Origin of the sequence: Streptomyces sp. NPDC093544 (assembly GCF_040683495.1) — a bacterium.
Classification (GTDB): domain Bacteria; phylum Actinomycetota; class Actinomycetes; order Streptomycetales; family Streptomycetaceae; genus Streptomyces.
In genome coordinates this window covers 59156-82589 of record NZ_JBFBEA010000031.1, presented here as the reverse complement: position 1 = coordinate 82589, position 23434 = coordinate 59156, and the positions used below count along the sequence as shown (strand labels likewise).

Below are 23434 nucleotides of genomic sequence, written 5' to 3'. Positions count from 1 at the left end.
GCATGAAGCAGCGCATCGACGGCGTCACGCCGCCCTACGAGCCCGAGATCGACCGCGCGTTGCACAGGTGGATGCCGCCCGGCGCCACCCGTGAACCTCTGATGCTCTTCAAGGTCCTGGTCCGCCACCCCGAACTGGCCTCGGGCATGCAGGTGTTGGGCGAGGCACTCCTCTTCCACGGCAGGCTGCGCGACGCCGACCGTGAACTCGTCATCGCCCGCGTCGCGGCCCGCTCCGGGTGCGCGTACGAGTGGGGCGTCCATATGGCGGTGTTCGCCGAAGCGGCCGGACTCGGTCAGGAACAGATCACCCTCACCGCGACCGGCGAAGCCGACGATCCCACCTGGTCAGCACGCCAGACGGCCCTGCTGCGCGCCGTGGACGAACTCCACGCCGCCGCACAGCTGAGCGACGAGGCGTGGAGCGGACTGCGGGAGCACCTCGACGAACTCGAAGTCCTGGAGTTGCTGGTCCTCGCGGGCTGGTACCGGACGATCGCCTATGTCGCCAATGGTCTGCGGATCGAGCAGGAACCCTGGGCGCGCGCCCTGCCGGGGAGTTGAACCGTCGGCATGCCGACTCGGTGGTGGCGTGCCGGAACCGGAGTCGTCAGCCTGACGACTCCGCGGCGTGCGGGCTGAGCGCACCCGTCGTCACCAGCGCGATGATGACGATGCCGAGCGCGATGCGGTAGTAGACGAACGGCATGAAGCTCTTGTGCGAGATGAACTTCATGAACCATGCGATGACGGCGTACCCGACCACGAAGGCGATGACCGTCGCGAAGGCCGTCGGGCCCCAGTCGACATGGCCCCCCTCGCTGGCGTCCTTGAGCTCGAAGACCCCGGAGGCGAGCACGGCCGGCATGGCGAGGAGGAAGGAGTAACGGGCCGCCGCCTCACGGGTGTAGCCCATGAACAGGCCGCCGCTGATGGTCGCGCCGGACCGGGAGACGCCGGGGACCAGTGCCATCGCCTGGCAGAGGCCGTAGAGCAGGCCGTCCTTGGTGTTCAGGTCCTGAAGTGTCTTGCGTTCCCTGGCGGCCCGGTGCTTCCCGCCCGTCTCGTCGCGGGCGGCGAGCCGGTCGGCGATACCGATGACGATGCCCATCACGATCAGCATCGTCGCGGTGATCCGCAGATCGCGGAACGGCCCCTCGATCTGGTCCTTGAGCGTCACCCCGAGCACACCGATCGGAATCGAGCCGACGATCACCAGCCAGCCCATCTGCGCGTCGTGATCGCTTCGCATCGCCTTGTTCACCAGCGAGCGGGACCACGCCGAGATGATCCGCGCGACATCCTTGCGGAAGTAGATCAATACCGCGGCCTCGGTGCCGAGTTGGGTGATCGCGGTGAAGGCCGCGCCCGGGTCCTCCCAGCGCGCGAACGCCGCCGTCAGACGCAGATGCGCGCTGGAAGACACGGGAAGGAACTCGGTCAGCCCCTGGACGAGTCCGAGGATGAGGGATTCAAACCAAGACATGAAGTTACGTGGTCCCAGTACTGATCGTGGAGGGGCGACGGGCGCACCGCGCCGCTGATCGCGGTGATCACGGGCGGTGTTGAGGGCAGCGTAGCGTCCCCGTCCGACAGTTCTGCCACAGGGGTTTCGTAGCTGGATGCCGCCGGGTGCCCCCGGAGCTCGGTCCGGGGGCTGGACGACCGCGTTCTCGGTGTTGACCTGCGGCTGGGCCGACGCATACGTTTCAGCAGTTGAGAAAGCGCTTGCTGCCGCCGAGGTTCGCCCGGGTGTCAACATGCGTTGGCCAACGTCTGACGACCACGTCCGATGGAGTGCTGATCACGCCCATGCGTACACCCCGCAACGCCACCAGCCCCGCGGCCTCCCCGAACCGCCTCGGGGCGCCGCTCGACGGCCGCCGTATCAGGGCCGCCGTCATCGGTACGGGTGCCATCGCACGAGGGAGCCATGTCCCCGCGCTCGCCCGACTCGCCGAGGAGGGGGAGACGGAGATCGTCGCCGCGGTCGACATCGCCGAGGACGCCGTACGGGAGTTCTGCGCGGAGGCAGGCATTCCGCACGCGTACACCGATCTGGACCGCATGCTCGAAGAGCAGCGGCCGGACCTGGTCGTCATTTGCACGCCGCCGACCCTGCACCGCGAGCAGACCGTTGCGGCGCTGCGCGCCGGTGCGTGGGTGTGGTGCGAGAAGCCGCCGGTCCTGACGCTCGCCGACTTCGACGCCGTCGAGGCGGAGGAGGGGCTGGGCGGGGGGCCGTACGCCGCGATCGTCTTCCAGCACCGGTTCGGCTCGGGTGCTCGCCAGGTGAAGCGCCTGATCGCCGCGGCGGCCATGGGCCGTCCGCTCGTCGCGCACTGCCAGACCACCTGGTACCGCGACGCCGACTACTACGCCGTGCCCTGGCGCGGACGCTGGGAGACCGAGGGCGGTGGGCCCGCGATGGGGCACGGCATCCACCAGATGGATCTGCTCCTTGACCTGATGGGGCCGTGGAGCGAGGTGCGCGCCATGGCCGGACGCCTCGTGCACGACGTGGAGACGGAGGACGTGTCGACCGCTCTCGTCCGCTTCGAGAACGGCGCGCTGGCGACTGTCGTCAACAGCGTCCTGAGCCCGGACGAGGTCAGCCGCATCCGCATCGACTGCGAACGCGCCACCGTCGAGCTCACACACCTGTACGGGCACAGCAACGACAACTGGCGCATCACGCCGGTTCCGGGAACGCCGGACGCGGACGTGGCGGCCTGGCGCGACTTCGGCGTGGACGTGCCGAGTTCCCACCTCGCGCAACTGCGGGACCTGGTCGCGAGCATGCGCGCGGGTGAGCGGCCGCGCAGCAGCGGCGCCGACGGACGCACCAGCCTTGAGCTGATCACGGCGCTGTACAAGTCGGCGTTCACGGATACGACGGTCCGTGCCGGGGAGATCGGTCCGGGGGATCCGTACTACGCGGCTCTGCACGGCGGCGCGCCCGGCTGGGCGCCCGTGGTTCGCGAGGTGTCCGTGGGCCAGGAAGTGACGGCATGACCACGTCCCCGGACGGTGGCCTGCGCATCGTCCACGCGCACGGTGAGCGCGTGACCATCAGCGAAGTCGGCACCGGGGTCGAGCTGTTGAACTACGTCTACCGTCCCGAGGCCGCCTGGGAGTCCCCGAAGCCGTATCTGCATCCCCTCAGGACGCTGGCGAACAACGTCGTCACGGACTACCGGCCCAATGACCACCGCTGGCACAAGGGTCTCCAGATGACGGCCTCGCACCTCTCCGGCCAGAACCTGTGGGGCGGCAACATATACGTTCACGGAAAGGGATATCTCGAACTCCCAGAGCGCGTGGGGTCGATGGCGCACGTCGCCTTCGACCGGGTGGACTCGGACGACAGCCGCGCGGTCATCGCGGAGCGGCTCAGCTGGCACCCGTACGACGGTGATCTGTGGGCCGACGAGGAGCGCCGCATCGAGGTGCACGACGTCGATCCCGAGTCGGGTTCCTGGGCGCTGACCTGGGCCACCGCGGTCACCAACCGGCGTGAGGTACCGCTGCGCTTCGGCAGCCCGACCACAGCGGGGCGCGAGATGGCGGGCTACACGGGCCTGTTCTGGCGCGGACCGCGGTCCTTCCGGGACGGGCGGGTCATCGGCCCCGACTCCGAAGGGGCCGAGCTGATGGGGCGGCAGGCACCGTGGCTCGCGTACTCGGGGGAACACGACGGCTCCGACGGACACGCGACGCTCGTCTTCGCGCACGCCCCGGAGAACGACCACTCCGGAAAGGCGGGAGCCCACCCGGCCCACTGGTTCGTCCGCAACGAACCGTTCGCCGCCGTCGCCCCGTCGCTCGCCTTCTACGACGAACTGGAGCTGGCGCCCGGCGACACGCTCACCCGCCGCTATCGGGTTGTCGTCGCCGTGGGGGCCTGGGAACGCGAGGACGTCGCGAAGTACCTGGAGGAGCATCCGTGGTGAGCCGATGGGCGCCGGGCGGGGCGGGTGCCTTCGCCGGTCTCCCGGGAGCCGTCGCCGTCTCGCACCTGCGTGCCTACGACTGGCCCGCGGCCGACGGTGTCAGTGGCGGAACTCCGCATGTGCACCTGACCTGTTCGGAGGCGTACGTCGTCACCGGCGGGCGCGGCGCGGTGCAGACGCTGACGACGTCCGGGTACGAGGTCACGCAGCTCTCACCCGGCACCGTCGCGTGGTTCACGCCGGGCACCGTCCACCGGCTGGTCAATGAGGACGATCTGCGCATCACCGTCCTCATGCAGAACAACGGACTGCCGGAGGCGGGCGACGCCGTTCTCACCCTGCCGCCGCGCTACCTGACCGACGCCGAGACGTACGCGGCCGCGACAGCCATCCCTGTCGACGCGCCCGAGGAGGAGCGGGAGCGGATCGCCCGGGCCCGGCGCGACCTCGCCGTCGAGGGCTACCGGGTGCTGCGCGAAGCGGACGGGCCCGAGCCGCTCGCCGCGTTCCACCGGGCCGCGGCCGCACTGGTCCGGCCCCGGCTCGCCGAGTGGCGCGAGCGGTGGCGGCGGGGCGCCGAGGCGGCCGCCGCGGCCACGGCGCAGCAGCTCGACCGTCTGGAGCGGGGCGACACGTCCTACCTAGGTGACGCCCTCGTACGTGCTGAACAGCCGTCCGCGCACGGCCGGTTCGGGATGTGCGGACGGCTCGACGTCTACGACGTCCAAGAGGTGGACCGGTAGGTTGCCCGGGTGGCCCGGCGCTTCGCGGTAGTCGTCCGCTACGCCGCCGCGGGCCCGGTCGCCGTCCAGCCCGGGGCCTGCGGGTGTGCCGTCAGGTCGCCGTGTTCGACTTCCTTGCCGCAGTCCCTGCAGACGACCTGTGGGACCAGTTCACTGCCGCAGGTGTGCTCCAGCACCATGGGCCGGAAGCCGTCCTCCTGGAGGTGCCGGTCGCCCCACGCCATGAGCGTGAACAGGACGGGCTCCAGCTCCAGCCCGGCCTGCGTGGGCCGGTACTCGTAGCGCTTGGGGCGGTCGCTGTACTCGACCTTCTCCAGCACGCCGACGTCGACCAGCCGTTTCAGGCGGGCGGTCAGTACGTCGCGCGGGGCGCCGATGTTGCGGACCAGCTGGTCGAAGCGGGTGGCGCCGAGCACTACCTCGCGCAGCACCAGCAGGGAGTACTTCTCGCCGACGAGGGCGAGCGTGGCGGCGATCGAGCAGGGGCGGGCGTCCTTCATGCGACCAGTCTACCGGGTGGGTTGGTTGTTCCAACCCACTGAGTTACTCTTGGGTCACCTTGTGGGTTTGGAATGCAAACTCTGTGAGTTTGGAGATCAGCCATGCGTGATGCCGTGATCGTCGAAGCCGTACGCACCCCCGTCGGCAAGGGCAAGCCGAACGGCTCCCTCGCCCACGTCCACCCCGTGGAACTCCTCGCCCACACACTGCGCACCCTCGTGGAGCGCTCCGGAGTGGACCCGGCGCTGATCGACGACGTCATCGGCGGGACCGTCGACCAGGTCGGCGAGCAGGCCATGAACACCACGCGGTACGCCGTACTCTCGGCCGGCTTCCCCGACACGGTTCCCGCGACCACGGTGGACCGCCAGTGCGGCTCCTCGCAGCAAGCCGTGCACTTCGCCGCGCAAGGCGTCATGTCGGGCGCGTACGACATGGTCGTCGCCTGCGGCGTGGAGTCGATGAGCCGCGTACCCATGTGGTCGAACGTGCCGGCGGGCAAGGATCCCTTCGGACCCGGGGTCGCCGAGCGCTACCCGGAGGGCCTCGTGCCGCAGGGCATCAGTGCCGAACTCATCGCCGCCAAGTGGGGCATCTCGCGCGAGCGGATGGACGCGTTCGCGGTCGGCTCGCACCGGAAGGCGGCCGCGGCCTGGGACAAGGGTCTGTTCGACGCCGAGGTCGCGCCCCTGGAGGGGGTGGCCCACGACGAGTGCGTCCGGCCCGCCGGCACCACGGAGATACTCGCCGGGCTCAAGCCCGCCTTCTACGACCCCGGCTTCGGCGAGCGCTTCCCGCAGATCGACTGGTCGGTCACCGCGGGCAACGCGAGCCCCGTCAACGACGGGGCGTCGGCCGTGCTCATCACGTCGAGCGAGACCGCCGCCCGCCTCGGCCTGCGCCCGATCGCCCGCCTGCACAGCTTCGCCGTCACCGGATCCGACCCGTTGCTGATGCTCACCGGCGTCATCCCGGCCACCGAGAAGGTGCTCCGCAGGGCGGGCCTGACCCTCGACGACATCGACCTCTTCGAGGTGAACGAGGCCTTCGCGACTGTCGTCCTCGCCTGGCAGCAGGAGACGGGCGCCGACCTGGCCAAGGTCAACGTGCACGGCGGAGCGATCGCGATCGGCCACCCCCTCGGCGCGAGCGGAACGCGTCTGACGACCACCCTCGTCCACGCGATGCGTGCCCATGGAGCGCGCTACGCGCTGCAGACGATGTGCGAGGCGGGCGGACTTGCCAACGCGATGGTCCTGGAGGCTGTGTAACGCCGCCTCGGGCGGCCGCAGTTGGACTTGTTGCCGCGGGGTCGCCGGGTCGCGGCGGTGCCTCAGCGGCCGCGCAGCTGGTGGCGCTTGCGCCAGGCCACCACAACTCCGGCGAGGGCCGGTACGGCGATGAAGGCCATCGCGATGAGGAAGGCGGGCGATGTCGGTGCCGAGGCCTGAGCGCCGGCGACGACGTACGCGGCGGTGTTCGGGATGATGCCGAGCGCCGTCGCGAGGAGGAACGGCAGCCAGCCCATGCGGGAGACGGCCGCGCAGTAGTTGGCCGCCCAGAACGGGATGCCCGGGAACAGCCGGGCCGCCATCATCGAGCGGAAGCCGTGGCGGCTCAGCTGCCCGTCCGCCGCCTTCAGCCAGCGGCCGCGCAGCAGTGGACGCAGCGCGTCCTGTCCGAGAAGCCGACCGAGCCCGAAGGCCAGTCCGGCGCCGAGCACACTGCCCCCGACAGAGGCGGCGAGGCCCAGTTGGGAGCCGAAGAGAGCGCCCGCCGCGAGGCTCAGCAGTGGTCGTGGCACGAACGCGACCGTGACCAGCCCGTACGCCACCGCGAAGGCCACGATCGCCGCCGCGCCGTTGAGCTGTGGCGGCCAGCCGTCGGAGAGCATCCGCTGTGGTTCGAACAGCAGCACGCTCGACGCGGCCCCTGCGAGCAGCACCGCCAGCAGGGAGAGCCGCGACCAGGGCGAGAGCAGGGCTCTCGTGCAGCGGGCGGTCAGGCTGGTGGGTCTGCCGGTCAGACCTGTGGGTGTGCCGACGGCGAACTCCGAGGCGATGGCGAGTTCCTTCGCTACGGCGAACTCCGTGGCGGCGGCCGGGGGAGTGGCCGTGGCGGTGCCCCCAGAATGGGTGGTGGCATCGAGCATCCGGTGACACTAGCCGACATGGATGTGTGATCGCCGTATGGTTCGTCTCATGGGCGTCACAGCTTCCGGAACGTCAGAGGTGCCGAACAGCGTCCTGGCGGACACCCTGTTGGAACGGCTCACGGTCACGTACGCCGCGGCCGCCGATCCGCAACGGGCCCAGTCGATGCGCGCGTACATGAAGGACATCGCGCCCTTCCTCGGCCTGACCACACCCGAGCGCCGCGTCCTGTCGCGGACCGTCCTCCTGAATACCGCACGTCCCGACGAGGCGGACTGTGTCGCGGTCGCCCTCCGCTGCTGGACGCTGCCGGAGCGCGAGTACCAGTACTTCGCCGTCGACTACCTGCACCGCCATGTGCAGCGCCTGTCCTCCGACTTCCTGCCGGTGGCACGGCACCTCGTCTCCACGGTCTCCTGGTGGGACACCGTCGACGCACTCGCCTCCCACGTGGTGGGAGGCCTGGTGGCCGCCGACCCGGGGCTGAAGACCGACATGGACGCGTGGATCGAGGACGACGACCTGTGGGTCGCGCGTACGGCCCTGCTCCACCAGCTCCGCTACAAGGACGCCACCGACACCGAACGCCTCTTCGGGTACTGCGTCCGCCAGGCCGGACACCCCGATTTCTTCATCCGTAAGGCGATCGGCTGGTGTCTGCGCGAATACGCGAAGACGGATCCACAGGCGGTACGGGACTTCGTGGCCCGGGAGCGCGGGCGGTTCGCGCCACTGTCCGTGCGTGAGGCCCTGAAGAACATCGGCCCCTGAAGTCTCCTGGCGCACCGGGGGACACATCCGACTCGGGGTGCGAAAAACCATTCGACGTGGGCAGACGCGTCGGCGAAGATCTCCTCATGTTCCGGTACGCCTTCCTCCTCGCAGCATCCGCAGTCGCGGATGCGCCGAAGGCTGCCGTCCCGATCATCGTGGCCGCCGCCGACGGCGCCCGAAGCTGACCCTTCCCGGATCGTCCGGCGGACCCCGCAGGGGGAGGGTCGGCAAGTCCTTGGGGTCCCCGTCCCGGCCCGTACGCGCCGGGGCCATCACTCAGCTCCGCTGACACTGAAGAGGCTTCGAGGTACAGCCATGCCCAAGACGGCTTACGTGCGGACCAAGCCGCACCTGAACATCGGCACCATGGGTCACGTCGACCACGGCAAGACCACCCTGACCGCCGCCATCACCAAGGTTCTCGCCGACCGCGGCTCCGGCACCTTCGTCCCGTTCGACCGGATCGACCGGGCGCCGGAGGAGGCCGCGCGCGGCATCACCATCAACATCGCGCACGTCGAGTACGAGACCGACACCCGGCACTACGCGCACGTCGACATGCCGGGCCACGCCGACTACATCAAGAACATGGTCACGGGCGCGGCCCAGCTCGACGGGGCGATCCTCGTCGTCTCCGCGCTCGACGGGATCATGCCCCAGACCGCCGAGCACGTGCTGCTCGCCCGCCAGGTGGGCGTAGACCACATCGTCGTCGCCCTGAACAAGGCCGACGCGGGTGACGAGGAGCTCACGGACCTCGTCGAGCTGGAGGTCCGCGAACTGCTCTCGGCGCACGGGTACGGGGGAGACTCCGTACCGGTCGTACGGGTGTCCGGTCTCAAGGCCCTTGAGGGGGACCCTCGTTGGACGGCGTCGATCGACGCGCTGCTCGACGCGGTGGACACGTACGTACCCATTCCGGAGCGGTACCTGGACGCGCCGTTCCTGTTGCCGGTCGAGAACGTGCTCACGATCACCGGGCGCGGGACCGTCGTCACCGGGGCGGTCGAGCGCGGCACGATCCGGGTCGGCGACCGTATCGAAGTGCTCGGCGCCGCCGTCGACACGGTGGTCACCGGCCTCGAGACCTTCGGCAAGCCGATGGAGGAGGCGCAGGCCGGGGACAACGTGGCGCTGCTGCTGCGCGGGGTGCCGCGCGACGCCGTCCGGCGCGGGCACATCGTCGCCGCGCCCGGCAGTGTCGTACCCAGCCGTCGGTTCTCGGCGCAGGTGTACGTCCTGTCGGCGCGGGAGGGCGGGCGTACGACGCCTGTGACCACCGGGTACCGGCCGCAGTTCTATATCCGTACCGCGGACGTGGTCGGCGATGTCGACCTCGGGGAGACGGCTGTCGCCCGGCCCGGTGACACCGTCACGATGGCGGTGGAGCTCGGGCGGGACGTTCCGCTGGAGCCCGGGCTGGGCTTCGCGATCCGTGAGGGGGGTCGGACCGTTGGTGCGGGGACGGTGACGTCGGTCGGCTGACGGCTGTGTGGGGTGCGGGTGCCTGCCTGGGCAGGGTGGGCACCCGCACCCCCTCCACCGAGCTGGAGCTGGGGGCGGGCAGTTTTCGCCCCCTCCGCCCCTACCCGTCCCGTACCTGGAGGCTGCCGCCCCCAGACCCCCGCTTTCGGCCTGGATGGCCTCGTCCTCAAACGCCGGACGGGCTGGATGGTTCCGGCCGGAGCTGATGGGGGATGGCCGCACAATGGACCCGTGGACGACGAGCCGATACCCGTGACGCGGGACGTGGATCACGGGATCGCCAAGCTGATGCCGGATGTCGACCGGAAGCGGGCGTGGCTGCTGACGGTGGACGGGGCGCCGCAGTCGTATGTCGATCTGGACGCGCCGACGCATCTGGAGTTCGAGTACGCGCGCCGGCTCGGGCATGTGGTGGACACGGTCGCGGAGCAGGGGCGGGCGCTGGACGTGCTGCACCTCGGCGGGGGCGCGCTCACCCTGCCGCGCTATGTCGCCGCGACCCGGCCCGGGTCGCGGCAGGACGTGGTGGAGGCCGACGGAGGTCTGCTCTCCCTGGTCGTCGAGTACCTGCCTGTGTCCGACGACGCGGCCATCGCGCTGCACGGCGCGGACGCCCGCACCTGGATCGAGGCCGCCGCACCCGACTCAGCCGACATCGTGATCGCGGACGTCTTCGGCGGCTCCCGCGTCCCGGCGCATCTGACCTCCGTCGCGTACGCGCGGGCGGCCGAGCGGGTCCTTCGCGCCGACGGCGTCTACCTCGCGAACCTCGCCGACGCCGCGCCCTTCGCCTTCCTGCGCTCCCAACTGGCCACGTTCGCCACGGTTTTCGAGGAGCTGGCGCTGATCGCGGAACCCGGCGTCCGGCGCGGCCGCCGCTTCGGCAACGCGGTGCTCGTGGCCTCCCGCCGCCCCCTCGACACGGCCACCCTCGCCCGCCGGACCGCCTCCGACGCCTTCCCGGCGCGGGTCGAACACGGCGCCGCACTGCGGAAGTTCATCGGCGGCGCGAAGCCCGTACGGGACGAGGACGCGGTCCCCTCACCCGAGCCGCCCGACGGCGCCTTCAGCATCGGCTGACCCCGGGACGCGGTCCGGCGTGGACGCTCCCCGTGCCACCGCTTTCGTCCGCCGCGTCAGATTCCGTACGTCGGGGACGCACAGCACCGCCGCCGTGACCACGACGACGAGGATCGCGCAGCCACACAGGGCGGCCGTACGGCCGAAGGCCACTTCCGCTGGGCCCGCCAGGGCCGTTGCCAGCGGAACCATCGCGATCGAGCCGAACCAGTCGTAGGCGGAGACACGCGAGAGCTTGTCCTCGGGGATCTCCTGGTGCAGCGCGGTCATCCACGAGACCCCGAACACCTCGATGGACAGACCGCTGACGAGCATCACCGCGCACAGCCAGCCGACCGGCAGGGGCACCGCGAGCGCGGCGGACGGGGCGGCGAGGGGGAAGACGCAGAGGGTGCCGGCGAGCAGGAGGCGGCGCGGTTTCCAGCGGGTCATCAGAAGTGCGCCGCCGACGGTGCCGAGGCCGAACGCGCCGAGGGCGAGCCCCCACGGGCCCGCCCCGCCGAGGCTGTCCCGGGCGACGAGCGGACCGTAGACCGCCTCTGCGGCGCCGACGACCGCGACGACCACGGAGAACTGCGCGACGATCGTCCACAGCCACGGCCGTCCGCTGAACTCCCGCCAGCCGTCGCGGAGATCGGAGAGCAGACCGCCGCCGGGTTCGCGCGCCGGAATGTGGCTGACGTCGAGGAAGGCGCGCAGCGACCCCGCGACCGCGAACGCCACCGCGTCCACGGCCAGCACCCAGCCGGGCCCGATCGCGGCCACCATCGCCCCGCCGAGGGCCGCGCCGCCAAGGCCGGCACCGTGCATCGCCATCCGGAACATCGCGAAGGCACGGCTCGCCTGGGGCCCGCTGACCGAGGACATCAGCATGCCCTCCGCCGCCGGGTTGAAGAACGCCTGCCCCGTGCCGCCGAGCGCGCTCAGCATCATCATCTGCCACAGCCGCGGTTCACCGGCGATGACCAGCGTCGCGAACGCCGCCTGCGAGACGCAGTTGAGGGTGTTGGCCGCCACCATCACCCGGTGGCGCGGCAACCGGTCCGCCACCGCGCCACCGATCAGCAGGAAGAGCACCAGCGGCAACGTCCGCGCCGCAGCCACCAGCCCCACGTCACCGCCGTCGCCGCCGATGTCGAGCACCGCGAACGCCGAGGCGATCAGGGCGCCCTGGCTGCCCAGGTTGGTGGCGACGGCGGCGGCGGTCAGCAGGGTGTAGTTCCGGCCGGCCCAGGAAGGGCGGCGCGTGCGTCCGGGGGAGGGGGAGTCGGCGGCAGAGGTCACCGGGTGACTATCCCCGTCCCGGGTTCGACTTGCCAAACCATTTGCCCCGGGGGCAGGAGGGGAGGGGACGCAGGTCAGGGGCCTTGTGCACGGCCGCGCGGCACATTGCTCCGCGCGGTCCGCGACTCACCGTGTGGGTACGTCGGTACGTCGGTACGTCGGTACGTCGACACGGTGAGCGCGGTGAACTCGGTGAACTCGGTCCAGGTTCACCGCTCCCGCCGTCCCCGACTCACCCCGTCGGCTCGCCGTGCAGCCGTACCGTGCCGAGGATCTTCTGGACGGTCGCGTCCGAGACCTCCTCGGACACACCCTTGGCTCCGTAGAAGGTCCAGGACACGAAGTCGTCGGCCGAGTTCTTGAAAGCGAAGGTGGTCGCCTTGCCGTCGGTGTCGCACTTGTCCTTCTTGGGGACGCCGGACGAGTACGTCGTCACGACGCTGCCCTTGATGCCCGAAGTCGTCGTGTACGCCTTCGGCTTGCCGATCGTGAGCAGCTTCTTCGAGGCGTCCTTCTGGTCCGTGTAGCCCCCGAAGACCCACCAGGCCGAGTCGTTCTGTGCGACGTCGTCGGTGTTCTTGGCGCCGCTCTGTCCCTTGGTGCCCACGGCGGCCAGCGCCGACTCCTCCTCGTAGCCGTCCTTGTCGGAGTCGTACGAGCACCACTTCTCCTGGAGGAACGCGGGAGCGGACATGCCGATCAGTACGGAACCGTCGCCCTTCTTGTCGTCCTCGAAGCCGATGAACGTACCGGGAGTCTGGACCTCCCAGTCCGCCGGTACGTCGAAAGCCGTGCCCCACTTGGGGTTGACGACGACCTTCCAGCCCGCGACCGTCGCCTTCTCCTCGTCGTCGCCCCGCGGGTTGTCGTCACCGCCGCTCGCGCTCGGCGACGTGGAGGCGGACGCCGAGGGGGACTTGGACGGATCGGGGCCCGCGGTGTCGTCCTTGTCGCCGCCGAGAACGAGGAAGCCGGTGACACCGGCCGCTATCACGACGGCGGACGCCGCGACTATCGCCGTGATCTTGGTCTTGTTCCCTCCACCGCCTCCGCCACCCGTGCCGCCGGGTGCTTGTGGTGCCCCGAGCGGGTCCGTGGGAACTCCCCACTGCTGCTGCCCCGGCTGCTGTCCATGCGGGTTGGGCTGTGGATACCCCGTCTGCTGATATCCCGGCTGTTGGTACGGATTCGGCTGCTGGTACCCCGGCTGCTGGTACGGGTTCTGGTCCTGCGGGTTCTGCTCGCCCCCGGGCGGCTGCTGTCCTGGCCACATGGGGAGTCACCTTAGTGCCGCCTGTGACACGTTTCGGTCACTGCGTCTCGTCAGACATGTACCGGATCAGAGGCCTGACGGGATGTCAGAGGGGCGGACGGTTGCTGCCCTGGCCGCGCGGGCGGCGTAACGATACTTCGACTGTGCAGGGTGCTGGTCAAGAGTTGCTACTCGTGGGTAACATATTGGGATGAGCGCAGACCAGATGTCGATCGGCGAGATGCTCGCCGCCACCGTGCCGATGGCCCGGACCCTGAACCTCGAGTTCGTGGAGACCACGCCGGAGAAGGCCGTAGTGGCCCTGCCGGACCAGGACGAGTACCACAACCACGTCGGCGGCCCGCACGCCGGAGCGATGTTCACGCTGGGGGAGTCGGCGAGCGGGGCGATCGTCCTCGCCGCGTTCGGGGACCAGTTGTCGCGCGCCGTGCCGCTCGCCGTCAGCGCCGAGATCGCGTACAAGAAGCTCGCGATGGGGCCCGTCACGGCCACCGCGACGCTCGGCCGCCCCGCCGTCGATGTCGTCGCCGAACTCGACGCCGGTCAGCGCCCCGAGTTCCCCGTTGCCGTCGCCATCCAGCGCGGGGACGGTGCGGTGACCGGCGAGATGACGGTTGTCTGGACATTGCGCCCGAACAACTGAACCCACCACCGCCCGGTCGCCGGCGACCCGCGTCGCTGTCCGGGCGTCGGCACCGGGCGCCGCCCCCTGTGGGTGGGGCTTCGTCACGGGACCCGCGGCTGTGGACGACCGCGGAGGTGAGCGCGTCATGGGTCGCCTGTTCGGCGGGCTCACCGCCCTCGCCGCCGTCGGAGGCGATTCGCTCCCCTCCCTGAGCAACAGTTAGGCTCGCGAAGCCAATCAGAGACGCTGCCCGGCGTGCACTCACTGCTCGCTTCGAACGCAGGGCGGGCGAAACGGGAGGAACCGGCGTTGCACGTCCAGGAATGGCTCGAGACGGTGCCCGCGATCGCCATCTACGCGCTGGTGGGGCTGGTCATCGGCCTGGAGAGCCTGGGCGTCCCACTGCCCGGCGAGATCATCCTCGTCTCCGCGGCGCTGCTCTCCTCGCAGCACGACGGGATCAACCCGGTCATTCTCGGGGCGTGCGCCACCGTGGGAGCGATCGTCGGCGACTCGATCGGCTACGCCATCGGCCGCAAGGGCGGACGGCCACTCCTTACCTGGCTGGGCGCCAAGTTCCCCAGGCATTTCGGCGAGGCGCATATCGCGACGGCCGAGCGGTCCTTCGAGAAGTGGGGCATGTGGGCCGTCTTCTTCGGCCGTTTCATCGCCCTGCTGCGGATCTTCGCGGGCCCGCTCGCGGGCGTGCTGAAGATGCCGTACTGGAAGTTCCTGATCGCCAACGTCCTCGGCGGGATCATCTGGGCCGGCGGCACCACCGCCGTCATCTACTACGTGGGCGTGGTCGCCGAGGACTGGCTCAAGCGCTTCTCCTACGTCGGTCTTGTCGCCGCGGTGCTCATCGGGCTCGCCTCGATGCTGGTCGTGCGCCGCAAGGCGAAGAAGGCGGCGGCTCAGCACGAGGCGGCCGAGGTCGCCGAGGCGCCGGCTGTACCGGCGCCCGCCACCGACTGACTCATCAGACCAGACCAGACCGGAGTCGGTCACTTCTCCGCGTCGGCGTCGGCGTCGGCGTCGGCGTCCTCGTGCACCGCGCGGTGCGCCTTCGCCAGCTCGACGTACAGCGTGCCGTTCAGTGAGATGCCCTCGCGCTCCTCGGCGGTCAGCTCCCGCCTGACCTTGGCCGGTACGCCGGCGACCAGCGAGCCCGGGGGTACGCGCATGCCCTGCGGCACCAGCGCCTGAGCGGCGACCAGTGAACCGGCGCCGATCACCGCGCCGTTGAGTACCGTCGCGCCCATCCCGATCAGGCAGTCGTCCTCGACAGTGGCACCGTGGATCACCGCGTTGTGCCCGACCGAGACGCGCTCGCCGACGGTGACGGGGAAGCCCGGGTCGACGTGGAGCGTGCAGTTGTCCTGGACGTTGCTGTCGGCGCCGATGACGATCGGACCTACTTCGGCGCGCAGCACCGCGCCGTACCAGACGCTCGCCCCCGCGTGCAGGGTCACCTCGCCGATCACCACGGACGTCGGCGCCGCGAACGCCTTCGGGTCCACCTTCGGATCCTTGCCGCCGATCCCCGCGATCAGCGCCCGCTGCGTCATCACCGTCTCCTTCTGGTCGATTCACCGGCACCGTATGCCATCGGTGCGGGACCCGGTGGGGCGAAGATCACAGCCGTACGGCCTCTTCGGCGCACTGCGTGCTGAGTACCGTGAGCGGGTGCCCACGAACAGGAACACGTTCTCCTCATGGCGGCGCGGCCTCGCGCAGCGTGCCGTCCACGCGGGCTGGGCCTGGGTGCAGCGCACGGGTGCGATCACGGCCGAACACCCGGGGCGGCTCCGCTTCGGCGCGATGGGAACGAGTACCAGACTTGCCTTCCCGCTCGGCACGGTCTTCGGTGAGCCCTGGATCCACCTCGGCTCGCACTGCATCGTCGGCGAACAGGTCACACTGACCGCCGGACTGATGCCCGACCTCGACCTCGGACCCGACCCGATCCTGCGCATCGGCGACGGTGTCGTGCTCGGCCGCGGCAGCCATGTCATCGCCGACACGACGGTCACCATCGGCAGCGACTGCTACTTCGGGCCGTATGTGTACGTCACGTCCACGAACCACTCGTACGACGATCCGCATGTGCCCATCGGGAAGCAGTGGCCGCGGATGGAGCCGGTGGAGATCGGGTCCGGCTGCTGGATCGGGACCGGGGCGGTGATCCTTCCCGGCGCGCGGATCGGGCGGAACGTGGTGGTGGCGGCCGGTGCGGTGGTGCGAGGTGAGGTGCCGGACCACGCCGTTGTGGCGGGGGCGCCCGCTCGGGTCGTACGGCGCTGGGATCCGGTGGGCGGGTGGCAGCCGCCGTTGCGGACGCCGGCGCCGGTGCCGATTCCCGACGGGGTGACGCCGGCGCAGTTGTCGGCGCTGTCGGGGCTCGATGAGGAGACGGCGGCGCGTCTGGCGGAGCTGGACGAGGAGACGACTGAGCGCCTGGCGGAGCTGGACCTCGATGCTCGGAGCGCGCCCGGGGACGTACGCTCCGAGACCTGACTCAGCCCGTCGCCAGCAGGACCGTGCCGACCAGGGCGAGGCCCGCGCCCGCCGCCTGGACTCCGCGCAGCCGTTCGCTGAGGATGCCGCGCGCGGCCAGGGCCGTGACCACCGGATACAGCGAGGCGAGGACGGCGGCGACGGTGACCGGGCCGTGCTGGGCGGCGATCGAGTAGGTGCCGTTGGCCGCCACATCGGCGAGACCGACGAACGCGAGCGCGGGGAGCAGGCCCCAGGGGAAACCGCCCTCGGGGAGCGCCTTTGCGCCGCGCTTCACCGAGATGCAGAGGGCCGTGCCGCCCGCCGCCACATTGGTCACGCGCTGTACGAAGAGGGCGAGGAAGAGGCCGGTGAGATTCGTCGAGGCCTCCGCGATCAGCGACATCACCGCGCCGAATCCGAAGGCGGCGAGGAGGGTGAGCAGGACGGCCTGCCGTTGGACGGGAGCGCCCTTCAGCTGCGGCCCACCCGCGAGCACGACCCCGACGAAGGCGACCGCGATGCCCGCGAACTGGAGCAGCCCCGGACGCTCGCCCAGGACGAGGCCCACGCCGACCGGCACGGCGACACCCAGCGAGCCGAGCGGGGAGACGACGCCCATCGGGCCGAGCGCCAGCGCCTTGTAGAAGGAGAACATCGCGACCGGACCGACCAGACCCGCGGCCACCGCGAACCACAACTGGGGGCCTGCCTCGCTCCAGCCGCCGGTGGCGACCACGACCACGCCGAGGACGGCGACCGCGATCGTCTGTGAGGCGACGACCACCGTGAGGGCAGGCATACGTCGGGTCAGCAGCCCTCCGCCGAAGTCGGCCATGCCCCACAGGAGGCTGGTGGCCAGGGCGAAGAGTGCTGTCATGGGGCGCCTCGCAGTACAGTTTGGTGAACAATCTGGTGCACCACACGATAGTGCAATGAATTAAACTATGTCATCCAAAATATTGGACGGAATGTGTCGGACCTCGACCTGCTGACCCAGTCCCTGGCGCGCAACGTCAAGCGCTGGCGCAGCGAGCGCGGCTTCACCCTGGACGCGCTCGCCGCCCGTGCCGGAGTCAGCCGCGGCATGCTCATTCAGATCGAGCAGGCCAGGACCAACCCCAGCCTCGGCACCGTCGTCAAGATCGGTGACGCACTCGGCATCAGCATCACGACCCTCCTCGACTACGAGCAGGGGCCCAAGGTCCGGATCGTCCCGGCCGATCAGGCCGTACGGCTGTGGCACACCGACGCCGGCAGTTACAACCGGCTCCTCGCGGGCACCGAGGCGCCGGGACCGCTGGAGATGTGGGACTGGCGGCTGATGCCCGGCGAGGGCAGTCCCTCGGACCCGCACCCCACCGGCACGGTCGAACTCATCCACGTCACGGCGGGCGAGCTGACCCTCACGGTCGACGGCGTCGAGCACCGCGTGCCGGCGGGCGCCAGCGCCTCCTTCGAGGCCAACACTCCTCACACGTACGGCAATGACAGTGACGCACCGGTGGAAATGATCATGACCGTGTCGGTGCCGGGCGTGCACTGAGACACCTGACCGAGGGTGTACGCGCGGCTGTTAGCGTGCCGTCATGCGCGCACCGATCGGACACTTCGACCACGCCACGCCCGCCCCCGACTGCCTCGGCGAACTCATCGGCCCGGTCGCCGACGCCGTACGCGACTGGCGCGGTGGCATCCCCGCCGACCAGATCGTCTACGTCGACACGGACCCCGAATGGGCCGACACCGCGACCTTCGTCGAGCACTACGGCAAGGAACTGCTCGACCAGTCCGCCAACTGCGTGGTCGTCGCGGGCAAGCGCGGCGGCGAGACCACGCTCGCCGCGTGTGTCGTCCTCTCCGCGACCCGCGTCGATGTCAACGGCGCGGTCCGGCGCCAACTCGGCGCCCGCAAGGCCTCGTTCGCGCCGATGGACATCGCGACCGGGGAGACCGGCATGGAGTACGGCGGCATCACACCCATCGGACTCCCCGGCGACTGGCCGGTGTTGGTGGACCCGGCGGTGGTCGCGCTGCCGTATGTGCTGGTGGGGAGCGGGCGGCGGCGCGGAAAGCTGCTGGTGCCGGGGAGGGCGTTCGCGGAGCTGCCCAATGTGGTGGTGCTGGAGGGGCTGGGCGTCGCCTGACGGTGGGTCAGGCGGTGTCGCGGTGCGCGAGTGCCAGGCGGCGGGCGAGGCTGCCGAGTGTGGTGATGTCGGAGGGCTCGGTGTCGCCTGACGGTGGGTCAGGCGATGCCGTGATGCGCCAGCGTCAGATGCGGGTCGCTCTCGCCCGGCGCCGGGGTCGGATCGGCGTGGACCAGGGCAGCGGTGAGCTTCGGTACGGCGTGCAGCAGGGCGTGTTCGGCCGCTACGGCGATGTCGTGGGCCCGGCGCACGGTCACCTCGCCGTCGACCACGACCGCCACCTCGGCGCGCAGCCGGTGCCCGATCCAGCGCAGCCGCAGCTCACCCACCCCGCGCACACCCGGCACCTCGCGCAGCGCCTCCTCGGCCCGGTCGACAATGGCCGGGTCGACCGCGTCCATCACGCGCCGGAACACCTCGCGTGCGGCGTCCCGCAGCACCAGCAGAATCGCGGCCGTGATCGCCAACCCCACCAGCGGGTCCGCGAGTTGCCAGCCGAGTGCCGCGCCTCCCGCGCCCACCAGCACGGCCAGTGAGGTGAATCCGTCCGTACGGGCGTGGAGTCCGTCCGCCACCAGCGCGGCGGAGCCGATCTCGCGGCCGACGCGGATGCGGTGGCGGGCGACCCACTCGTTGCCGAGGAAGCCGATGACCGCGGCGAAGGCGACGACCGGGATGTGGTGGATCGGCCGGGGGTTCAGCAGTCGGTCGACCGCCGTCCAGGCCGCGAAGGCGGCGGACGCGGCGATCGTCAGCACGATCACGATGCCCGCTAGGTCCTCCGCCCGGCCGTAGCCGTAGGTGAAGCGTCGCGTCGCCGCGCGGCGGCCCAGCACGAAGGCGATCCCGAGCGGTACGGCGGTGAGGGCGTCGGCCGCGTTGTGCACCGTGTCGCCGAGCAGCGCGACCGACCCCGAGAGCACGACAACGACCGCCTGCGTCACGGCAGTTGCGCCGAGGACGACGAGGGAGATCCACAGCGCCCGCATGCCTCGGGCCGACGACTCCAGGGCCGGGTCGAGTTTGTCGGCGGCTTCGTGGGAGTGGGGGGTGAGGAGGTGGCTCAGGCGGTGCGCGAGGCGGGGGGCGTGGGGGTGGGTGTGGGCGCGGCCCTGGGCACGGTCCTGGCCGTGGCCGTGGGTGTGAGCTTGGCCGTGCGTGTGGCCCTGGTCGTGACCGTGACCGTGATCGTGTCCGTGGGTGTGCTCGTCGCTCACGTGGGTCCCTCTCCGGTGTGCGGGAGTGGACGCGGGATTGTCCACGGAGCCATTATGTGCGTATGAGCGCACGCACGCACCTATCACCTACACATGATGCGCACCCGCGCACCCCTGACGAGGAACAGTTCGCGCTCGCGGCGGAACTCCTCGCCCTGCTGGGTGATCGCACTCGCCTCGCCCTGCTGCACGCCCTGACCGGTGGAGAGGCCGATGTCACCACGCTCACGGAGGCATGTGGGGCCGCGCGTCCCGCCGTCAGCCAGCACCTGGCCCGGCTCCGTCTCGCCGGGCTCGTGAACACCCGCAAGGAAGGCCGCCGAGTGATCTACTCACTCGGCGACGGCCATCTGCGCCGGGTGGTCGATGAGGCGCTGAGCCTGGCCGACCACCGCCTCAACGACAGCCCGGCTCACGACTGAGAGCGCGACGACCGGGTCGGCGTACGAGTCAACTGACAGCGAGACAACCGGGTTGCCGTGAGCGTCAACTGGCAGCGCGAAGACCGAATCGGCGTGCGCGTCAACCGACAGCGCATCGACCGGATCGCCGTACGCCTCAGAAGATGTGGGCGGTGTCGTCCTCGCCCTCCTCCAGCAGGTTCGCCGCCTCGCCCACGACGCTCGGGTCGGGGCTGCCGACGACTTCCTCGTCCTTGCCGGTGTAGTCGAAGCGGGCGAGGACGCTGCGCATGGCCTCGACGCGGGCCCGCTTCTTGTCGTTGCTCTTCACCACGGTCCAGGGCGCCTGTTCGGTGTCCGTCTCGCGGAACATGGCGACCTTGGCGGCGGTGTAGTCGTCCCAGCGGTCCAGCGAGGCCAGGTCCATGGGACTCAGCTTCCACTGCCGTACAGGGTCGACCTGGCGGATCGTGAAACGGGTGCGCTGCTCGCCCTGCGAGACCGAGAACCAGAACTTGATCAGGTCCACACCGTCGTCGACCAGCATCCGCTCGAACGCGGGCGCCTGCCGCATGAAGCGCCGGTACTCGTCGTCCGTGGCGAAGCCCATGACACGCTCGACGCCGGCGCGGTTGTACCAGGACCGGTCGAACATCACTATCTCGCCCGCGGTCGGCAGATGCTCCACGTACCGCTGGAAGTACCACTGCCCGCGCTCGCGCTCGGTCGGCTTCTCAAGTGCCACGACCCGTGCACCACGCGGATTCAGGTGCTCGGTGAACCGCTTGATCGTGCCGCCCTTGCCGGCCGCGTCCCGTCCTTCGAAGACGATGACGAGCCGTCGCCCCGACTCCTTTATCCAGCTCTGCAGCTTCAGCAGTTCTATCTGCTGGAGGCGCTTGTGCCAGTCGTACTCCTTGCGCTCCATGCGCTGCGGGTAGGGGTAGTTCTCGCGCCAGGTATCGACCGGGCTGCCGTCAGGGCGGATCAGTACGGGGTCGTCGTGGTCGCTGTAGTCGACCCGCATCCCCGCCATCAGTGGCGTCATGTCAGCCTTCCCTTCTCCCGGTTCGTGACTGTTCGTGTGCCGGCGCCAGTGCCAGTGTCCGACATCAGTGGAACTGCGGCACGATCAGATAGATTCCGTACGCCACCACGGCCGCGCAGGCCAGGAAGCAGAGGCCGGCCTGGGCGAACGCCAGGGTGTCGCCGCCGCCGTCGCCCTCGTGTGCGGCCTCGACCCGGGCGAGGCCCAGCACGCCGAGGGCGAATACGACGACCACTGCGACGGTCACTCCCGTACTCACCGCGGCAACCTCGCCGAGTGCGCTCCAGTCGATATGCATGTCCAGAACTCCCCTTGGTCAGGCGGCCGTGCCGACATCTGTCGGCGTCGCGCTGCGGATGGTGACGTCGTGGGCGTCGTTCACGTTGTTGGCGCTCACCGGGTTGCGGCGCGAGGCGATCACGATGACCGCGGCGACGGCCAGGGCGACGAGGGCGATCACCACGGTGCCGAGGTTCCCGCCGTGCTTCACCACGCTCGCGGAGACTCCGCCGACCAGCGCGGCGGCGGGCAGGGTGACCAGCCAGGCGATCACCATGCGGCCCGCGACGCCCCAGCGGACCTCGGCCAGGCGCCTGCCCAGACCGGCGCCGAGGATGCCGCCCGAGCAGACCTGTGTGGTGGAGAGGGCGAAACCCAGGTGGGCCGAGGTGAGGATCACAGTCGTGGAGGCGGCCTCGGCCGCGAAGCCCTGCGGCGACTGGATGTCGGTGAGGCCCTTGCCCATGGTGCGGATGATCCGCCAGCCGCCGATGTAGGTGCCGAGCCCGATGGCCAGACCGGCCGAGGCGATCACCCACACCGGGGGACCGGCGTTGTGGCCCAGCGCCCCGGCCGAGATCAGGGTCAGTGTGATCACGCCCATCGTCTTCTGCGCGTCATTGGTGCCGTGCGCCAGCGAGACCAGCGAGGCCGAGGCGATCTGACCTAGCCGGAATCCCTCGGTCACCGACTTCTTGCGGGCCCGTGCGGTGATCTTGTACGCGAAGTAGGTGGCCAGCAGGGCTGCGATGCCCGCCACGAGGGGCGAGGCCACGGCCGGGATGAGGATCTTCGAGACGACCATGTCGAAATGCACGCCCTTCTCGCCCGCGCCGACCCATACCGCCCCGATCAGTCCGCCGAACAGGGCGTGCGTGGAACTGGAGGGAAGCCCGACGAGCCAGGTCATCAGATTCCACAGAATCGCCCCGACCAGGCCCGCGAAGATCATGCCCGGCGTGACCAGGGTGTCGTCCACGATGCCGCCCGAGATCGTCTTGGCGACCTCGGTGGAGAGGAACGCTCCGGCGATGTTCAGGACGCCGCTGATAAGGACCGCTGTTCTCGGTTTGAGCGCACCGGTGGCGATGGACGTGGCCATCGCGTTCGCCGTGTCATGGAAGCCGTTGGTGAAGTCGAATGCCAGCGCCGTGACGATGACGACCGCCACGAGGAACGTGATGTGGTCCATCCTTCGATGGAAGCAATCGCAGTTGTACACCCGGCTAACCTCAGGCAAAGCCCGCGTAAGGCGGAGCAAAGGTCAACATTTGTTTGCGGTCGCATCGGCCCAGGTCGGCGGTCGCCGAGCCGGTTGCTTGCCATGATCGTCACACGGTCAGCAGGATGGCGGCATGCCCGCCTTCACCGCTCCCGACGGCACCGAACTCGCCTCTCACGTCATGGGTGACGGTGAGCCGCTGCTCTGCCTGCCCGGTGGCCCGATGCGCGCCTCCGCCTACCTCGGTACCCTCACGCTCGTCACCGCACGTGCGCGCGCCCTGGGCGTCGACTTCACCGAGAAGCACCGCCGGGAGGCGGCCGCCCTGCGCAAGGACGAGCCGTGGTTCGCGGATGCGAACAAATCCTACGAGCGGATCCGGGCCGGCTCCGCGGTCGACGCCGACTGGGACTCTGTCGCCCCGTTCTTCTACGGCCGGTGGGACAAGGCAGCCCGGGCGCACGCCGCGACCGACGTCGAGCAGTCCAACGAAGAGGCCGCGGACCTGTACGCGTCTCCTGACGCCTTCGACCCGGTCGGCGCCCGCGCCGTCGTCACCGGTTGGGAGGCACGGGTCCTGGTCCTCGCGGGCGAACTGGACAGCGGGCCGCTTCCCCGTGTCGCCGACGAGATCGCGGAGCTGTTCCGCGAGGCGGAATCGGCCGTCCTGCCGGGAGCCGGTCACTTTCCGTGGCTCGACGACCCCCGCCGCTTCACGGAGACCGTCACCGCGTTTCTCGACCAGGACCACTGA

26 protein-coding genes are annotated in these 23434 nt (G+C 70.2%); 15 read left to right on the top strand and 11 right to left on the bottom strand.

The features are described 5' to 3' along the window. The first annotated feature begins 2 nt into the window (after positions 1–2). Positions 3–563: a carboxymuconolactone decarboxylase family protein gene (locus AB0N66_RS35665; protein WP_365442913.1), complete on the top strand. Its 561-nt coding sequence runs from the start codon at positions 3–5 to the stop codon at positions 561–563. A 46-nt stretch (positions 564–609) separates the two neighbouring features. On the opposite strand, the gene AB0N66_RS35660 is transcribed toward AB0N66_RS35665, so the two are convergent. After that, the gene (locus AB0N66_RS35660) at positions 610–1485 is read right to left on the bottom strand and encodes an undecaprenyl-diphosphate phosphatase (protein WP_365442911.1); all 876 of its coding nucleotides are present in this window, start codon (positions 1483–1485) and stop codon (positions 610–612) included. A gap of 326 nt (positions 1486–1811) precedes the next feature. On the opposite strand from AB0N66_RS35660, the gene AB0N66_RS35655 reads away from it, so the two are divergent. From AB0N66_RS35655 to AB0N66_RS35645, 3 genes are read left to right on the top strand one after another with little or no spacing between them, the layout of a single operon-like run. Further along, a complete protein-coding gene (locus AB0N66_RS35655; protein ID WP_365442909.1) occupies positions 1812–3014 on the top strand; it encodes a Gfo/Idh/MocA family oxidoreductase in 1203 nt (400 codons plus the stop codon). Further along, positions 3011–3952 carry a PmoA family protein gene (locus AB0N66_RS35650; protein ID WP_365442907.1) on the top strand — a complete coding sequence of 314 codons (942 nt, stop codon included), beginning with the start codon at positions 3011–3013 and terminating at the stop codon, positions 3950–3952. The genes AB0N66_RS35655 and AB0N66_RS35650 overlap by 4 nt, the downstream gene beginning before the upstream one ends. Then, the gene (locus AB0N66_RS35645; protein ID WP_365442905.1) at positions 3946–4695 is read left to right on the top strand and encodes a cupin domain-containing protein; all 750 of its coding nucleotides are present in this window, start codon (positions 3946–3948) and stop codon (positions 4693–4695) included. The genes AB0N66_RS35650 and AB0N66_RS35645 overlap by 7 nt, the downstream gene beginning before the upstream one ends. Positions 4696–4733: 38 nt before the next feature. Here the strand turns inward: AB0N66_RS35645 and AB0N66_RS35640 are convergent, their stop codons facing one another. After that, the gene (locus AB0N66_RS35640) at positions 4734–5195 is read right to left on the bottom strand and encodes a helix-turn-helix domain-containing protein (RefSeq protein ID WP_365442903.1); all 462 of its coding nucleotides are present in this window, start codon (positions 5193–5195) and stop codon (positions 4734–4736) included. A gap of 102 nt (positions 5196–5297) precedes the next feature. Here AB0N66_RS35640 and AB0N66_RS35635 point away from each other — a divergent pair, with 102 nt between their 5' ends. Further along, on the top strand, positions 5298–6467 hold the full coding sequence (locus AB0N66_RS35635) for a thiolase family protein (protein ID WP_365442901.1): 1170 nt from the start codon (positions 5298–5300) through the stop codon (positions 6465–6467). Between the two features lie 62 nt (positions 6468–6529). Here AB0N66_RS35635 and AB0N66_RS35630 read toward each other — a convergent pair whose 3' ends face one another. Further along, on the bottom strand, positions 6530–7348 hold the full coding sequence (locus AB0N66_RS35630; protein WP_365442899.1) for a TVP38/TMEM64 family protein: 819 nt from the start codon (positions 7346–7348) through the stop codon (positions 6530–6532). 49 nt (positions 7349–7397) lie between these two features. Here AB0N66_RS35630 and AB0N66_RS35625 point away from each other — a divergent pair, with 49 nt between their 5' ends. The 3 genes from AB0N66_RS35625 (at position 7398) to AB0N66_RS35615 (ending at position 10688) form a co-directional block, all read left to right on the top strand. Then, the gene (locus AB0N66_RS35625) at positions 7398–8120 is read left to right on the top strand and encodes a DNA alkylation repair protein (protein ID WP_365442897.1); all 723 of its coding nucleotides are present in this window, start codon (positions 7398–7400) and stop codon (positions 8118–8120) included. Between the two features lie 318 nt (positions 8121–8438). After that, the gene (gene tuf / locus AB0N66_RS35620) at positions 8439–9608 is read left to right on the top strand and encodes an elongation factor Tu (protein WP_365442896.1); all 1170 of its coding nucleotides are present in this window, start codon (positions 8439–8441) and stop codon (positions 9606–9608) included. 186 nt (positions 9609–9794) lie between these two features. Next, complete coding sequence (locus tag AB0N66_RS35615) at positions 9795–10688, top strand: fused MFS/spermidine synthase (RefSeq protein ID WP_365442894.1); 894 nt, start codon at positions 9795–9797, stop codon at positions 10686–10688. On the opposite strand, the gene AB0N66_RS35610 is transcribed toward AB0N66_RS35615, so the two are convergent. Both AB0N66_RS35610 and AB0N66_RS35605 read right to left on the bottom strand, forming a co-directional pair. Then, a complete protein-coding gene (locus AB0N66_RS35610; RefSeq protein WP_365442892.1) occupies positions 10650–11972 on the bottom strand; it encodes an MFS transporter in 1323 nt (440 codons plus the stop codon). The genes AB0N66_RS35615 and AB0N66_RS35610 overlap by 39 nt on opposite strands. 232 nt (positions 11973–12204) lie before the next feature. Further along, a complete protein-coding gene (locus AB0N66_RS35605; protein WP_365442890.1) occupies positions 12205–13245 on the bottom strand; it encodes a hypothetical protein in 1041 nt (346 codons plus the stop codon). Positions 13246–13435: 190 nt separating this feature from the next. Between AB0N66_RS35605 and AB0N66_RS35600 the strand changes: the two genes are divergently transcribed. Beyond that, the gene (locus AB0N66_RS35600) at positions 13436–13888 is read left to right on the top strand and encodes a DUF4442 domain-containing protein (protein ID WP_365442888.1); all 453 of its coding nucleotides are present in this window, start codon (positions 13436–13438) and stop codon (positions 13886–13888) included. A gap of 291 nt (positions 13889–14179) precedes the next feature. Then, the gene (locus tag AB0N66_RS35595; RefSeq protein WP_365442955.1) at positions 14180–14845 is read left to right on the top strand and encodes a DedA family protein; all 666 of its coding nucleotides are present in this window, start codon (positions 14180–14182) and stop codon (positions 14843–14845) included. A gap of 29 nt (positions 14846–14874) precedes the next feature. On the opposite strand, the gene AB0N66_RS35590 is transcribed toward AB0N66_RS35595, so the two are convergent. Then, positions 14875–15438 carry a gamma carbonic anhydrase family protein gene (locus tag AB0N66_RS35590; RefSeq protein WP_365442886.1) on the bottom strand — a complete coding sequence of 188 codons (564 nt, stop codon included), beginning with the start codon at positions 15436–15438 and terminating at the stop codon, positions 14875–14877. A gap of 118 nt (positions 15439–15556) precedes the next feature. Here AB0N66_RS35590 and AB0N66_RS35585 point away from each other — a divergent pair, with 118 nt between their 5' ends. After that, positions 15557–16387, top strand: a complete 831-nt coding sequence (locus AB0N66_RS35585) for an acyltransferase (RefSeq protein WP_365442884.1) — start codon at positions 15557–15559, stop codon at positions 16385–16387. Between the two features lies 1 nt (position 16388). Here AB0N66_RS35585 and AB0N66_RS35580 read toward each other — a convergent pair whose 3' ends face one another. Beyond that, positions 16389–17246, bottom strand: coding sequence for a DMT family transporter (locus tag AB0N66_RS35580; protein WP_365442882.1), 858 nt, complete (start codon positions 17244–17246; stop codon positions 16389–16391). Between the two features lie 93 nt (positions 17247–17339). Between AB0N66_RS35580 and AB0N66_RS35575 the strand changes: the two genes are divergently transcribed. Next, complete coding sequence (locus AB0N66_RS35575; protein WP_365442880.1) at positions 17340–17912, top strand: XRE family transcriptional regulator; 573 nt, start codon at positions 17340–17342, stop codon at positions 17910–17912. 43 nt (positions 17913–17955) lie between these two features. Next, positions 17956–18513, top strand: coding sequence for a YbaK/EbsC family protein (locus AB0N66_RS35570; protein ID WP_365442878.1), 558 nt, complete (start codon positions 17956–17958; stop codon positions 18511–18513). A gap of 98 nt (positions 18514–18611) precedes the next feature. Here AB0N66_RS35570 and AB0N66_RS35565 read toward each other — a convergent pair whose 3' ends face one another. Beyond that, positions 18612–19730: a cation diffusion facilitator family transporter gene (locus AB0N66_RS35565; RefSeq protein ID WP_365442876.1), complete on the bottom strand. Its 1119-nt coding sequence runs from the start codon at positions 19728–19730 to the stop codon at positions 18612–18614. A gap of 62 nt (positions 19731–19792) precedes the next feature. Here AB0N66_RS35565 and AB0N66_RS35560 point away from each other — a divergent pair, with 62 nt between their 5' ends. Next, positions 19793–20152 carry a metalloregulator ArsR/SmtB family transcription factor gene (locus AB0N66_RS35560; RefSeq protein ID WP_365442874.1) on the top strand — a complete coding sequence of 120 codons (360 nt, stop codon included), beginning with the start codon at positions 19793–19795 and terminating at the stop codon, positions 20150–20152. A 136-nt stretch (positions 20153–20288) separates the two neighbouring features. Here AB0N66_RS35560 and ppk2 read toward each other — a convergent pair whose 3' ends face one another. The 3 genes from ppk2 to AB0N66_RS35545 all read right to left on the bottom strand — a co-directional run bounded on the left by ppk2 (position 20289) and on the right by AB0N66_RS35545 (position 22650). Then, a complete protein-coding gene (gene ppk2, locus AB0N66_RS35555) occupies positions 20289–21179 on the bottom strand; it encodes a polyphosphate kinase 2 (RefSeq protein WP_365442872.1) in 891 nt (296 codons plus the stop codon). Positions 21180–21243: 64 nt separating this feature from the next. After that, complete coding sequence (locus AB0N66_RS35550) at positions 21244–21477, bottom strand: hypothetical protein (RefSeq protein ID WP_365442870.1); 234 nt, start codon at positions 21475–21477, stop codon at positions 21244–21246. An 18-nt stretch (positions 21478–21495) separates the two neighbouring features. Continuing rightward, positions 21496–22650, bottom strand: coding sequence for an inorganic phosphate transporter (locus AB0N66_RS35545; protein ID WP_365442868.1), 1155 nt, complete (start codon positions 22648–22650; stop codon positions 21496–21498). Positions 22651–22813: 163 nt separating this feature from the next. Between AB0N66_RS35545 and AB0N66_RS35540 the strand changes: the two genes are divergently transcribed. Next, positions 22814–23434 carry an alpha/beta hydrolase gene (locus tag AB0N66_RS35540; protein ID WP_365442866.1) on the top strand — a complete coding sequence of 207 codons (621 nt, stop codon included), beginning with the start codon at positions 22814–22816 and terminating at the stop codon, positions 23432–23434.